The organism is Aeromonas sp. AE23HZ002T15, from assembly GCF_054165525.2.
The window spans coordinates 337,089-350,991 of the sequence record NZ_CM201342.1 but is presented as its reverse complement, the minus strand read 5'-3'; the positions used below and the strand labels follow the sequence as shown (position 1 = coordinate 350,991).

General features: G+C 62.0%; 12 protein-coding genes. 9 read left to right on the top strand and 3 right to left on the bottom strand.

Annotated features, from left to right (window positions below; all coding sequences use genetic code 11):
- Positions 1-61 precede the first annotated feature (61 nt).
- From pfkA to elyC, 3 genes are all read right to left on the bottom strand, one after another.
- Positions 62-1,033, bottom strand: coding sequence for a 6-phosphofructokinase (pfkA, locus tag ACT5M9_RS01505; RefSeq protein ID WP_323970637.1), 972 nt, complete (start codon positions 1,031-1,033; stop codon positions 62-64).
- Between the two features lie 152 nt (positions 1,034-1,185).
- Positions 1,186-1,941, bottom strand: coding sequence for a triose-phosphate isomerase (gene tpiA, locus ACT5M9_RS01500; protein ID WP_457978460.1), 756 nt, complete (start codon positions 1,939-1,941; stop codon positions 1,186-1,188).
- A 135-nt stretch (positions 1,942-2,076) separates the two neighbouring features.
- Positions 2,077-2,847: an envelope biogenesis factor ElyC gene (gene elyC, locus ACT5M9_RS01495; protein ID WP_457978461.1), complete on the bottom strand. Its 771-nt coding sequence runs from the start codon at positions 2,845-2,847 to the stop codon at positions 2,077-2,079.
- 128 nt (positions 2,848-2,975) lie between these two features.
- On the opposite strand from elyC, the gene cmoM reads away from it, so the two are divergent.
- From cmoM to ACT5M9_RS01450, 9 genes are all read left to right on the top strand, one after another.
- Positions 2,976-3,752: a tRNA uridine 5-oxyacetic acid(34) methyltransferase CmoM gene (gene cmoM / locus ACT5M9_RS01490; RefSeq protein WP_457980545.1), complete on the top strand. Its 777-nt coding sequence runs from the start codon at positions 2,976-2,978 to the stop codon at positions 3,750-3,752.
- 149 nt (positions 3,753-3,901) lie between these two features.
- On the top strand, positions 3,902-5,221 hold the full coding sequence (gene mukF, locus ACT5M9_RS01485; protein ID WP_457978462.1) for a chromosome partition protein MukF: 1,320 nt from the start codon (positions 3,902-3,904) through the stop codon (positions 5,219-5,221).
- Positions 5,202-5,939 (top strand): chromosome partition protein MukE, encoded by a 738-nt coding sequence (mukE, locus tag ACT5M9_RS01480; protein WP_438548259.1) that lies wholly within the window; start codon positions 5,202-5,204, stop codon positions 5,937-5,939. The genes mukF and mukE overlap by 20 nt, the downstream gene beginning before the upstream one ends.
- Before the next feature lie 45 nt (positions 5,940-5,984).
- Positions 5,985-10,412 (top strand): chromosome partition protein MukB, encoded by a 4,428-nt coding sequence (mukB, locus tag ACT5M9_RS01475; protein WP_457978463.1) that lies wholly within the window; start codon positions 5,985-5,987, stop codon positions 10,410-10,412.
- Between the two features lie 143 nt (positions 10,413-10,555).
- Positions 10,556-10,948 (top strand): septal ring lytic transglycosylase RlpA family protein, encoded by a 393-nt coding sequence (locus ACT5M9_RS01470; RefSeq protein WP_457978465.1) that lies wholly within the window; start codon positions 10,556-10,558, stop codon positions 10,946-10,948.
- Between the two features lie 407 nt (positions 10,949-11,355).
- Entirely contained in the window at positions 11,356-11,721 is a 366-nt protein-coding gene (locus ACT5M9_RS01465; protein WP_457978467.1) for a RidA family protein, read from the top strand.
- Between the two features lie 17 nt (positions 11,722-11,738).
- A complete protein-coding gene (locus ACT5M9_RS01460; RefSeq protein WP_457980546.1) occupies positions 11,739-12,386 on the top strand; it encodes a helix-turn-helix transcriptional regulator in 648 nt (215 codons plus the stop codon).
- Complete coding sequence (locus tag ACT5M9_RS01455) at positions 12,376-13,182, top strand: PhzF family protein (protein WP_457978469.1); 807 nt, start codon at positions 12,376-12,378, stop codon at positions 13,180-13,182. Before ACT5M9_RS01460 ends, ACT5M9_RS01455 begins: the two co-directional genes overlap by 11 nt.
- 273 nt (positions 13,183-13,455) lie before the next feature.
- Positions 13,456-13,770, top strand: coding sequence for a putative quinol monooxygenase (locus ACT5M9_RS01450; RefSeq protein WP_457980548.1), 315 nt, complete (start codon positions 13,456-13,458; stop codon positions 13,768-13,770).
- Positions 13,771-13,903 lie beyond the last annotated feature (133 nt).

Below are 13,903 nucleotides of genomic sequence, written 5' to 3'. Positions count from 1 at the left end.
ATATAAAAAAACCCTCCAATGGAGGGTTTTTTCATGACGACCCGGTAAAAAACCGCTGGGCTTAGAACAGGGTGGTGGAGAGATCGTACAGCTCCTGGTTGAACGGGCGCTTGAGGTTCTCGATGCAGTCGATGATGTCGTGGTGCACCATCTCGTTGCCCTGGATACCGACGCAGCGACCACCCTGACCCGCCAGCAGCTGCTCGACGGCGAAGGCGCCCATGCGGCTGGACATGATGCGGTCGCGGGCAGTCGGGGAACCACCGCGCTGGATGTGGCCCAGGATGGTGGCACGGGTTTCACGGCCAGTCATGGACTCGATGTCTTTGGCCAGGGCGTTCACATCGGTGACGTGCTCACAGATGGTGATGATGGCGTGACGCTTGCCCTTGGCTTCCCCTTCCTTGATCTGTTGCAGCAGCTTCTCTTTGTCGAAGGCCACTTCCGGTACGATCACGTACTCGGCGCCGCCGGCGACCGCGGCAGACATGGCCAGATCGCCGCAGTGGCGGCCCATGATCTCGACCACTGAGATGCGGTGGTGGGAGCTGCAGGTGTCGCGCAGGCGGTCGATGGCGTCAACCACCACGTTCAGGGCGGTGTCGAAGCCGATGGTGAAGTCGGTGCCGGCGATGTCGTTGTCGATGGTGCCCGGCAGGCCGATGCAGGGGAAGCCCTCTTCGGTCAGCTTCTTGGCACCCATGTAGGAGCCGTCACCCCCGATCACCACCAGGGCGTCGATGCCGTGTTTCTTCAGGTTCTCGATGGCTTCCGCGCGCACTTTCGGATCCTTGAAGGCGGGGAAACGGGCGGAGCCGAGGAAGGTACCGCCACGGTTGACCACGTCGGAGACGCTGTGGCGTTCCAGCTTGACGATCCTGTCTTGATGCAGACCGAGGTAGCCATCATAGATGCCATAAACCTCCAGGCCATGGTGCAGACCGGCGCGCACCACGGCGCGGATGGCTGCGTTCATACCCGGTGCGTCACCACCACTGGTCAAAACACCAATACGTTTGATTTGTTTGGTCATGAGTGCCTCTGGATCCAAGTTGTCGAAAATCAATATCTGAAAATGCAGTCAGCCATGTGTTTACTATATCGGCTTTCCTATGAAAATGAGGGACTCGGCTTCATAGGAAAGGAGATAGACGAAGAGGGGACAGGCCCCTCTTCGTGCGAGCCTTACTTGGCTGCGCCGGCGATGATCTGGGAGAAGTCGTCCACCTTCAGGGACGCACCACCTACCAGGCCACCGTCGATGTCCGGCTGACCGAACAGGTCGGCGGCGGTCGCGCCGGTCACGGAGCCACCGTACAGGATCTGTACCTTGGCCGCCACGGCTGCGTCGAAACCGGCCAGGTATTGGCGGATGTGGGCGTGAACGGCCTGGGCGATTTCCGGGGTCGCGGTCTTGCCGGTGCCGATGGCCCATACCGGCTCGTAGGCAACGACGGCGTTGGCGAAGGAGGCGATGCCGCAGCGATCGATAACGGCTTTCAGCTGGGTCTCAACCACGGTATTGGTGGTGCCGGCTTCGAACTGAGCCAGGGTCTCACCGATGCACAGCACGGGGATCAGGCCTGCTTTCTGGATCACTTCGTACTTGGCGGCAACGACGTCGTCGGTCTCTGCGTGCAGGGTACGACGCTCGCTGTGACCCACCAGGGAGTAGGTGCAACCGAAGGCCTTGAGCATGGAGGGGGCATTCTCGCCGGTGAAGGCGCCGGACTCGTGAACGTCGGCGTTCTGGGCACCGTAGGCGATCTTGCTGCCAGCGGTCAGTTGCTCAACCAGACCCAAAAAGATAACCGGCGGGCAGACGGCGACTTGTACCGAAGGATGAGCGGCAGCAGCCGGGGTCAGTCCTTTGATCAGGGCTTCTACAGAAGCCTTGGTGCCGTTCAGTTTCCAGTTACCCATTACCAGGTGCTGTCTCATCTTCTATATCTCCTAGGCATTTGATTGCGCGACATTATATGAATTGAACCGAGCCCAAGATAGCTGACCCGGCGGCAAATGACGTAATTTTTTTTCGCTTTCCTGATCCAAATCAGGAATGGAATCGTCGATCGCTCATTCGTTGACCTGACCCCGCAGACGGGCCCACCATACCCCAATCCACTCGTGAATGGCAGCCTCGGAATACATCAGATAGCGCCCCTTGGGCAGGTAAGTGTAGAGGGGTTGCGGCTGCTGGCTCTGCTTGGCGGTGTAATCCGTGGGTGCCGGCACCGCATCGAGTCCCTGACTGCGATAGAGCGCCATGGCCCGCGGCAGGTGGGTGGCCGAGCTCACCAGTGCCACCCGCTTGCCCTTGAGGAAACGGGCTATGCTGACCGCCTCGTCATGGGTATCTTTGTTGTTTTCAAACAACGTCATGCGGGCCCTGTCTATGCCGAGACTCGTCGCCATGCGGGCGTTGACCTCGGCGTTTGATAGGGGATCCCCCGCCACGGCGCCCGAGAAGACGAGTTGGGCATCAGGATAGGCCTCGGCCAGACGAACCCCCTCCAGGGTGCGGGCCAGGGATATGTTGTTCTGCCAGGCGCGCTCGGGCACGGCCGGATCGCTCACGTGACCGTTGCCGAGCACGACGATGGCATCGATGTCCGGGTGCTGACTTATCTCGAAAGGCGGATAGGTTTGCTCAAGGTAGCGGGCCAGCTCATAGCTTATCGGCCGCATCCCCATCAGGGCGACGATCGCCAGGGAGAGGGTCGCCAACAGCTTGCCGGTCTTCTGGAAACGGGTGAACCAGAGCAGCAGCAAGGCCAGCACTAATAAGGAGAGGGAGAAGGGCAGCGGCATCAGCAGCTGGCCCAGCCATTTTTTAAGCTCAAACAAAGGGAGTCGTCCTTGAGTTTTCAGCGGATCCGGGATGTGACAGAATACCTCTCTTTTTTCCCGTGGCCCAACCCCCTGTGCTCCCGGCCGGCGAGCGACAGACAGGGCGGCCGAAGATGAGTGTTGTCTTGAAGCAAGATCAGAGTTTTGACGGACGCGCCGACAAGTTCGCCCGCAACATTTATGACTCCACCAAGGGGCGCATCCGCACGACCGTGGTGTGGAGCGACATCGAGGCCTGTCTGGCCCGGCTCGGCAATCGGCCGCTGCGCATCCTGGATGCCGGTGGCGGCTTTGGTTATTTTGCCCAGAAGCTCGCGGCCATGGGCCACCAGGTGGAGCTGTGCGATCTGTCGGCAGAGATGCTGGCACTGGCCCGGACCCAGATCGCCGAGCAGGGGCTGGAAGACAGAATTCGTCTCATCCATTGCCCCATCCAGGAGCTCAAGTCCCATGTGAGCGGCACCTTTGATCTCGTGCTCTGCCACGCCGTGCTGGAGTGGCTCGCCGAGCCGCGCCAGACCCTGCTCGGTCTGTTCCCTTTCGTCAATGCAGGGGGCATACTGTCACTGCTTTTCTACAACCGCCACGGCCTGCTGTTCCAGAGCCTGGTGGTGGGCAATTTCGACTATGTGCGCCAGGGGCTGAACAAGAAGCGCCAGACAGCCCTGACTCCCACCAATCCGCAGCTGCCCGAGCAGGTGTACGACTGGATCGGGCGAGGGGGGCTCAAGATCATCGGCAAGACGGGGGTGCGCGTCATCCACGACTACATGCGCCACAAGCAGGATCAGTACGAGAAGTTCGACGATCTGCTGGCCATGGAGCAGCAGTACTGCCGTCAGGAGCCTTTCGTCTCATTGGGTCGCTACATCCATGTGATGGCCCAAAAGCCGGTCGCTTGAGACCCGGGGCCGTCGCAGTCGACGCCATTTTTTGCGGGATACAGCCGCCGGGGCGCCCTTTAAGCCCTGGCCGATACACAACGCGCGGGAGCGCTGCGCACATGAGGTGCGCGCCACCCCGCCGGTTATAACAACGAGATGATAACGTCATGATGAGTACATCCCGTACCCTGCCCGAGACGGTAGGATGGGTCAGGCAGGAGGGTCTGGCCTTGAGCCTGCCCACCGATCGGCTGGCCTTCCTGATTGCGATCAAGACACTCTCCGAGGATGAATCGGACTTGTCAGAGGCCGCGCTGCACGACGCCTTCGGCTATGTGAGCAGCGCCTTCGGCCAGATGGACGAGACCCTCTCCGGTCGCGCCAACAACGCCATCAACGATCTCATTCGCCAGCAGCTGCTGTCGCGCTTCACCACCGACATGGTGGCCGGCGAGAGCCTCTATCGCCTGTCGCGCCTCGGCGTCGGCATCGTCGATTTCTTCCTGGATCAGCGCCAGGTCGACTCCATCAAGCTCTCCATCCTGCTGGAACACCTGGCGGCCGAGCTCGACACCGCCCGCAAGGCGGCGCTGGAGCTTGACACCCGCGAGCAGTGGGACGCGGAAGTGCTGCCCCGTCTCAGCTTCTCTCTTGAAGAGACACTCGGGCGCATCGATCTCACCCAGCGCGCCATGGATGAGCAGCAGAATCAGGTCAAAAGCGAGATCGCGGCCCTGCTGACCCAGAACTGGGTCGACGCCATCCACAGCTGCGAGAAGCTGCTGCGTGAAACCGGCCAGACCCTGCGCGAACTGCAGGATACCCTGGACGCCGCCGGCCACCGCCTACAGGCTGGCCTGCTCAACATTCAGGAAGCGGCCCAGGGGCGGGACGATCTCTTCCACGTCGAGGAGCTGACTCACGCTTTGCAGGGGCGTCTGGACGTCATCACCTCCTGGGGCCAGCAGTGCATCGAGCTCTGGTCCCGCTACGACAGGCACGTCCACAAATTCATCCGCAACGCCATCGACATGGATAAGAACCGCGCCTTCAGCCAGCGGCTGCGCGAATCCATTCGCAACTTCGAGCAGCACAACTGGTTGCTCAGGGTGGCCGAGGAGCCGAGGCTCTTGGAGCTGCGGGATGAGACCATCGCCATCCACGACGAGGAGGTGACCGGTGAGGTGCCCCTCGAGATGGAGTACCTGGAGATGGTGGACATCAACCAGGAGCTGGCGGAGCGCATCGAGCGCTACCTCGCCCGCTACCCCGAGAGTGACTCCCAGCTGGATTTGGCCGACGTGCTGCGGGAATACCTGCTGGACTACCCGGCCCACGCCCACTTCGATGTGGCGCGTCTCCTGATCGATCAGGCTGTGCGTCTCGGCCATGCCAGCGGTGAGCGCGAGCTGCACCGCCAACCCGCATGGAAACCCATCAACCAAGCAGGATCCAAGGTTCAGGCCTATGTCATCGATCAATACTGAGTTTCCCCTGCCGCTGCGCCTCGCGGAGGCCATCGCCAACCCCTTGTTTCCACGCATCGACACCGCCTTGCGCTCCGGCCGCCACATCAGTGCGGACGATTTCGAGCAGCATTCAGCCCTGGTGGAGTACCACGGCGAGCTGGAGATCTTCTACGGCCGTTATCAGGTCGAACTCATCAAGGCACCGGAAGGCTTCTTCTACCTGCGCCCGCGCCCGAGCGCCGACATCGGCACCACAGTGCTGTCCGAGCTCGACATGCTGGTGGGCAAGGTGCTCTGCTACCTCTACCTGAGCCCTGACAGGCTCGCCTCGGAAGGGGTGTTCGCCACCAGCGAGCTGCAGGAGGAGGTGCTGAGCCTCGCCGACGAGAAGCAGCTGCTGCGCATGGTCAACAGCCGCTCCGGCGGCACGGATCTGGACAAGAAGAAGCTGCTGGAGAAGATCCGCACCTCCATGCGCCGGCTGCGGCGTCTCGGCATGATCACGGCGCTCGGCAACGGCGACAAGTTCAGGGTCAACGAGTCCGTGTTCCGCTTCGCCGCCGACGTGCGCTCCGACGAGGATCCCCGCGCCGTGCAGCTGCGGATGATCCAGGAAGGGGAGGCTATCTTCCACGACGACGAGATGCCGAGCAGCGATTCCCTGTTCGACGATATCGAGTCGGATCTGGACGAAGAGCAGCTGGAGCTGGAGGTGGAAGATGATCTGCAACGTTAAATTTTTGACCCAGATGGGGACGATTGTTGTGATGGAGAGTGCGGCGTGAGAGGCAAATTCAAATCCCTGACCATGGTCAACTGGAACGGCTTCTTCGCCCGCACCTTCGATCTCGACCAGCTGGTCACCACCCTGTCCGGCGGCAACGGGGCGGGCAAGTCCACCACCATGGCGGCCTTCATCGCGGCCCTCATTCCGGATCAGTCCCTGCTGCATTTTCGCAACACCACGGAGGCGGGCTCATCCAGCGCGTCCCGGGACAAGGGGCTCTACGGCAAGCTGCAGCGCGGCCACTGCTACTCCGTGCTGGAGGTGATGAACAGCCGCGAGCAGCGGATCTGGGTCGGTGTGCACCTGGAGCAGGTCGCGAACCGGGACAACAAGGTCAACATCACCCCCTTCGCCCTGGTGGATGTGCCCCAGGAGCTGGCCCCCACGGATCTGCTGTTGGAGAAACTCGAGGGCGGCAAGGGGCGGGTGCGTGCCTTCGCCGATCTGAAGGGGGCGGCCGCCGAGCTCGGCGCCATCAAGGTCGCCAAGTTCAATACGGTGACCGATTACCACAACTTCATGTTCGAGTTCGGCATCACGCCGAAGAAATTGCGTGATCAGAAGGATCGCGGCAAGTTCTATCGCCTGATCGAGGCCTCCCTCTACGGCGGTATCTCCTCCTCCATCAGCCGGTCGCTGCGCGAATACCTGCTGCCAGAAAACTCCGGCGTGCGCAAGGCGTTTGCGGACATGGAGGCAGCCATCTACGAGAACCGCCGTACCCTGGAGGCCATCAAGGAGACGCAAGGCCAGCGGGATCTGTTCAAGAACCTGATCACCGAGACCACCCACTACGTGGCGGCGGACTATGTGCGCAACGCCGCCGAGAAGAACCGTCTCTCCGAGCTGGCCCTGAAGGCCCGCGCCGAGCTGGCCGGCAAGCGCCGCTTGCTCGCCGAGGAGAAGCAACGCGCCATCTATCTCGCGGACGAGGTGGATCAGCTCACCGGCCGCGAGAAGCTCCTGACCGATGAGCTGGAGTCTGCCGCCGAGCACCTGGCCAAGGTGCTGGCCGCCGTGGCCTTGCAGAAGAAGATCGCCCTCTATCGCGCCGATCTCGCCGAACTCAACGACAAGCTGGAGCAGCAGCAGGCGGTGGTGGAAGAGATCCACGTCCAGCTGCTGGAGGTGGAGGAGCGTCGGGAACTGGCCCAGGCCGAGGTGGATAGCCTCAAGACCCAGCTCGCCGACTATCAGCAGGCGCTGGATATCCAGCAGACCCGCGCCATCCAGTACCGTCAGGCGGTGCAGGCCCTGGAAAACGCCCGCGAGCAGTGCGAACTGCCAAACCTCACCCCGGAGCAGGCGAGCGACAGCCTGCACCAGTTCCGCGCCGCCGAGCAGAGCCTTACCAGCCGGGTGCTGGGAGCCGAGCAGCAGCTCGCCCTGGCCAAGGCCGCGGTGGCCGAGCATCAGGCCGCCCTGACGCTGCTGCTGGGCATAGCCCCGGAAACCGCTCGCGAGGCCGCCTGGCCCACCGCTCAGGCCTTGCTCAAGCGCCATATCGAAGACAAGGCCCGCATCGCTCAGGGGCAGGGACTGCGCGCCGCTCTTGCGCGTCTGGAAAAAGAGAGCGAGAGCCAGAAGAACCTGCTGCGCCTGCGCGATGAGTTGGCGCAAGCCTCTGGTCAGCAGATCGGAAGCAGCGACGAGCTGGATCTCTTCCTCGAGGCCCAGCGTACCCGCCAGGAGGAGCTCACCGAGCAGCAGGCCGAAATCGGTCAGCGCCGTGCCAGCCTGGAGCACCAGGGTACCCAGCTCGGTCGTGACATAGCCGATCTCACCGCGCTGGCGCCCCGCTGGCTCAAATCCTTCGAAAAACTCGAGCAACTGCGCGAACAGAGCGGTCTGCCGCTCACCAGCGCGGAGGCGCTCTCCGCTGGCATGCAGACCGTGCTCGACAAGGAGCGGGAGTTCGAGCAGGAGAGCAACCGTATCCAGGCCCAGAAACAGGCCCTGGAACTGCAAATTCGCAACCTCCAGCTGGGGGCCGGGGAGGCGGATCCGCGCCTCGCCCGCATCGCCGAGCAGGTGGGGGGCGTGCTGCTCTCCGACGTCTACGACGACATCTCCATCGATGATGCCCCTTACTATTCAGCGCTCTACGGCCCGGCCCGCAGCGCCCTGGTGGTGCTGGATCTGGAGGGCGCCATAGAGCGGCTGAAGAAACTGGAAGACTGCCCGGAGGATATCTACCTCATCCAGGGCAACCCGGATTCGTTCGATGAGGATCTGGTGGAGGCGGACGAGCTCGGCGATGCCGTGCTGGTGCGCACCAGCAAGCGTCAGGTGCGCTTCTCCCGCTACCCCGAGCTGCCGCTGTTTGGCCGCGCCGCCCGCGAGAAACGCATCGAGCAGCTCGACCTCGAGCGCGAAAACCTCATCGAGGGCTATGCCAAGGCCGCCTTCGAGCAGCAGAAGTATCACCGCCTCTACGGCCACTTCCGCGACTTTATCGGTCAGCACCTGGACATCGCGTTCAGAGCGGATCCGGAAGCCGAGGTGGAAGCCAAGCAGAGCGAGCTGCGCAAGTTGCAGGGAGCCATCGGCGAATGCGACAAGCAGCTTGGGGAAATCAAGGCCACCGGTGCCCAGCTGACCCGATACATCCAACTGGTGCAGGCCATGCTGCCGTTCGCGCATCTGTTTGCCGAGGCCGATCTGGCCGCACGCCTCGAGGCCGCCCACGCCGATGTGGAGAACCTCAAGGCCGCCGAAGCCTTCATCGCCCAGCACGGCAAGGCGCTGGAGCAACTGGAGGCCAAGGTGCAGGTGCTGCGCCAGGATCCTCAGGATCTCGCCGCCCTGCAGGCCGCGTTCGATGAGGCGAGCGAACTGCTGGCGGAGCAGAAGCGCCGTTGCTATGCCCTCGATCAGCTGGTGGCCCGCCTGCCGCACTTCGCCTATCAGGATGCGCAAGACCTGCTCGGCAAGGCCTCCGAGATGAGCGAGCGCCTGAAAGAGAAGCTCAAGGCCGCCGAGCTGGCCGCCCGCACCGCAGGGGAGCAGCACAAGCAGATCGCCCAGCGCCACACCGAGGCACTGCAACTGCGCACCGCGCTCGATTCCAGCGCCTCGGCCAAGGGTCAGACCCTGGCGGAGTTCGAGCAGGAGCTGGAGGCCATGGGGCTGAAACTCTCCGAGGACATGGAAGAGAAGTCCCGTGCCCACAAGAAGGAGATCGAAGAGCTGCTCATCCGCACCCGCTCCCGTCGCACCAGCGCCGAGGCCCAGTTGCAGGTGACCAAGCGCGAGATCGAATCCCTCGGCGGTCGTCTGAAGCTCGAAGGCAAGGACTACTTCGGTGCCCGTAAATCCCTGGTGGGCCACAAGGCGAGCTGGTCGCGGGTGGTGCGTCTGGCGCGCGACACCGACGTCGAGAAGCGTCTGAACAAGCGCGAGCTGGCGTACCTCGACAGCGACGAGCTCCGCTCCATGTCGGACAAGGCATTGGGTGCCCTGCGCGTCGCCGTGGCTCACGACGAGGCCCTGCGCGATGCGCTGCGTCTGTCCGAAGGCAACCGCAACACCGAGCAGAAGGTCGCCTTCTACGTGCAGGTGTACCGTTATCTGAAGGATCGCATCCGCAACGACATCATCCGCTCGGACGATCCGGTGGAGGCCATCGAGGAGATGGAGATCGAGCTGGCCCGTCTCGCCGATGAGCTCAAGCAGCGGGAAACCCACCTGTCCCTCTCCTCTCACGAGGTGGCGGCCAAGATCACCAACATCATCCGCCGCGAGCAGAACCGCATCCGGGTGCTGAACCAGGGGCTGCAGAACATTGCCTTCGGTCTGGTGCGCGGGGTGCGCCTCAACGTCAATATCCGCGAGGCTCACACTCGCCTGCTGACGGCGCTCGCGGATCAGAGCGCCATGCACAACGATCTGTTCGCCGACAAGGAGCTCAGCTTCTCCGAGGCCATGGCCAAGCTGTTCCAGCGCCTGAACCCGCAGATAGAGCAGGGGGAGCGCAGCTATCAGGTGATGGGGGATGTCTTGCTCGATTATCGCAACTACCTGGAGCTGGAGATCGAGGTACAGCGCGGGGCCGATGGCTGGCTGCGGGCGGAGAGCGGCGCGCTCTCCACCGGCGAGGCGATCGGTACCGGTCAGGCCATCCTGCTGATGGTGCTGATCAGCTGGGAGGAGGAGTCTCGCCGCCTGCGCGGCAAGGATATCGCCCCCTGCCGCCTGCTGTTCCTGGACGAGGCGGCGCGCCTGGATGGCAAGTCCATCGCCACCCTGTTCGAGCTGTGCGAGCGCCAGGACATGCAGCTGCTCATCGCGGCGCCGGAGAACATCAGCCCCGAGAAGGGCACCACCTACAAGCTCATCCGCAAGGTGCAGGGCAAGCACGAGCATGTGCACGTGGTGGGTCTGCGGGGCTTTGGCTTCGCCGATGACAAGCTGATCGCCTAACCTGACACAGGTTGACGGAACGATACGCAAAACGGGAGGCACAGGCCTCCCGTTTTCTATGGGAAGTGTGAGAGAGTAGGCCCCAGTTCGCGGGATCCTGACTGGGTATGCAAGTGGTGATGAGAGTAGCGATGGAAGAGTGCATGAGAAGCAAGATACAAAAGGGGCTGCTGGTCTCCCTGAGTCTGCTGCTGGCGGCCTGCAGCAGCCAGCCGGACGCCAGCAAGAGCGGCAGTTGGCGTGGTTATACCCAGACCGGGCTGGCCTCCTACTATGCGGATCGCTATCACAACAAGAAGACGGCGAGCGGCGAGCGATACAATAATGGCGCCAACACCGCGGCCCATATGACGCTGCCCTTCGGCTCCCTGGTGAAGGTGACGAATGTGGCCAACGGCAAGAGCGTGGTGGTGCGGGTCAACGACAGGGGCAACTTCGCCAGGGGGCGGGTGATCGATCTCTCCAGGGCCGCCTTCAGCAGCATAGGCAATACCAGATCCGGTCTTATCAAGGTCAACCTCGAGGTGGTGAACTAGCCGGGGCAGAGGAGGGGACCCAGGCTCCCCTCATGGTGAGTCAGATCCGAAAGTCGCAGGACGGGCCTGATAGGAATAGGCCGGATCTGATGAACACATGTCCTCATTCCTGTGCTTATTACCCTGCGGTTTGACCCGTTCAAGCCCCTGTCCTTGCTCTGCCCTCCATCGTTACCCGCTTTTTGCCCCGTGCTTATCCGGTTTCACCTCGCCTCATCCCATGCCTCCTGGCCATCTCTCCATCCTGCAGTCACTCCCATCGCCTGTCGATAGCGTTCGCTGCTCATTCAAGCTGGCTGACTCGACAGTAATTCAACCGTCAATGTTGAATAATTAAAAAAAGTATAAAAATATGAGGGCCGGTGCTATCTTGGGGTCACAGGATCCAGCAGGAGAGTACGAGCGCCATGACCATTGAACGATATGCCACCAGCAAGCCTTTTCCCTTTGCCGATGCGGTGAAGGCAAACGGCTTTCTCTTCCTCTCTGGGCAGGTCTCGATGACGGCCGGCGGTGAGCCTCTGCATGGCTCTGTGGCGGAGCAGACCCGGCGGATCCTGGGGTCAGTCGAGGAGACATTGACACGTGCGGGGGCGAGCCTGGCACAGGTCGTCAGGGTGCAGGTGTGGCTGAGCGACATGAAGCACTTCGCCGACTTCAACGCCGAGTACGGCACCTGGTTTTCGAACGGCTTCCCGGCCCGCTCGGTGACGAGCAGCGCCCTGGCATTCGGGCTGGATGTGGAGATCGAAGTCCAGGCGACAGCCTCATAGAGAGAATAAATGTGAATATGGAACGCGACAGCCTGATCACCGTCTTGATGGCATCCCTTGAAACCCTCCGAACCACGATTCCCGCCAATACCGAAGCGGTATTGCATGATCTGACCAGGCCTGAAGAGTCGGTCATCGCCATCGTCAATGGCCATGTGAGTGGCCGCAAGCAAGGGGATGCCCTGTTGGCCGGCCCGGATGATGACATGGGGTTCCTGGGCTTGCTCGAGACGGCACCCGGCATCAAGCACCGCACATTCAGCGGTTATGTCTCGAGGACGGCGTCCGGCAAGTGTCTGAATAGCGCATCGACCCTCTATTACGGGGAGGGCGGTGTGCCCCTGGTGGCATTTTGCATCAATGTGGACACGGAGACGGTCAGTCAGCTGAAGCGCGATCTGGATTATCTCTTCCTGCCCGCCGGCATGGACGAAGAGCCGGAAGGCAAATCGAGCAATATCTCCATCCAGACGCTGGACGAGGTGCTGCAGCGATATCGGCAGACAGGTGCGGAGAGCAAGATCGATTTCAGAAGGCGCGTGGTGTCAGACATCCACGGGATGGGTTTTTTCAAGATAAAGGGCAGTGTCAACCATGTCGCCAGGGTGTTGGGGGTGACGCGATACACGATTTACAACTACCTGGAGAAATGTGATGAAAAATAGTGGCGTGACTAGGCTTCCCTTCTATCAGGTGGATGCCTTCACCTCCCTGCCCTTTGGTGGCAACCCCGCCGGGGTATGCCCCCTGGAGACCTGGCTGGATGACGAGGTGCTTCAGGCCATCGCCATCGAGAACAATCTGTCAGAGACGGCCTTCTTTATTCCGGTAGCAGATGGTTATCATTTGCGCTGGTTTACCCCTGGGGTCGAGGTCGATCTCTGCGGGCATGCGACCCTGGCCGCCGCCTGGGTGCTGTTCAACAAGCTGGATCACGCCGGTGAGTGCATTCGCTTTCACACCCGCAGCGGGCTGCTCACCGTGACCCGCTCGGGTCAGGAGTACTGCATGGACTTCCCGGCGAAGACGGCGACCCGGATCACGCCTCCCGCGGGCTTGTTGGCCTCACTCGGCATAGATGAAGGGGTCGTCGGGGTGTGGCAGTCAGATGATCTGATCGTGCTGGTGAATGATCGGCAGATCATCGACAGGCTGGCCCCGGATTTCAATACGCTGGTGCGGTTTGATACCCGTGGTGTCATCGTGACGGCGGCCGATGAGCGCTTCGATTTCGTCTCTCGCTGGTTCGGTCCTCAGGTGGGGGTCAACGAGGATCCGGTGACTGGCTCCGCGCATACCTTCCTGGCGCCATTCTGGGCGGAGCGCACAGGCAAGAGGGAGCTGATTGCCCAGCAGGGGGGGGCTCGCAAGGGCACCTTGCGTTGCATAGTGCGGGATGACGGTCGCGTGGAGCTGTATGGTGAGGCGCGCATGACCATCGAAGGCAGCTTCCTGCTGTAGTGCTTCCAGCCGGCGTTGTCCGCGCATCCGCCATTTGGCTGGAACGCCTTGCCATCTGGGCTGAGCAAGGGGGGATGGCGGCGCTTGTCCATTTCATCCCAACAAAACGGGGGCATCGGCTCCCGTTTTTTATTAGCTGGCGCAGGTCTCATCGGATGCCGTTGTTCCCATGAGTGAACACTGTGTCCATTTTCCCGGCTTTATCCCCCCGTTGGCGGCCTTTACCCTGCACTCCTGCAAGACGCAGCAATGTCCAATGATGGGAGTCATATGATGAAGACGAGTCAGGATAAGTTGGTATCGATCGCCGTGCTCAAGGCTCGCGCGGGAATGAGGGAACAACTGAGGCGCGCGCTGCAAAGACTCATTGCGCCGACGCGCAGGGAACCGGGCAACCTGGACTACGTGTTGTTCGAACTCAAGGAGGAGCCCGGCACCTTCTATATGCGGGAGGCCTTTGTCAGTCAGGCCGCCCTGGACGAGCATTGTGCCACCGACTATTTTCAGGCCTTCGTCCGCGAGGCCGATGGGCTGCTGGCCGAGCCCCTGCGGCTCATCTTCCTGGAGGAGGTGAGCCCCTCTGCCTGATGGTCAGGTCTTGGGCTGACTCGCCGGTCCCCTGATCCCATCGCTATCCTTGGGAAGGTGGCTGGCCAGTGAAGAGGCCAGCGCCGTGAATACCAGGACTGCCGCTCGCCGATGAGAGGGCGCGAGGAATGCC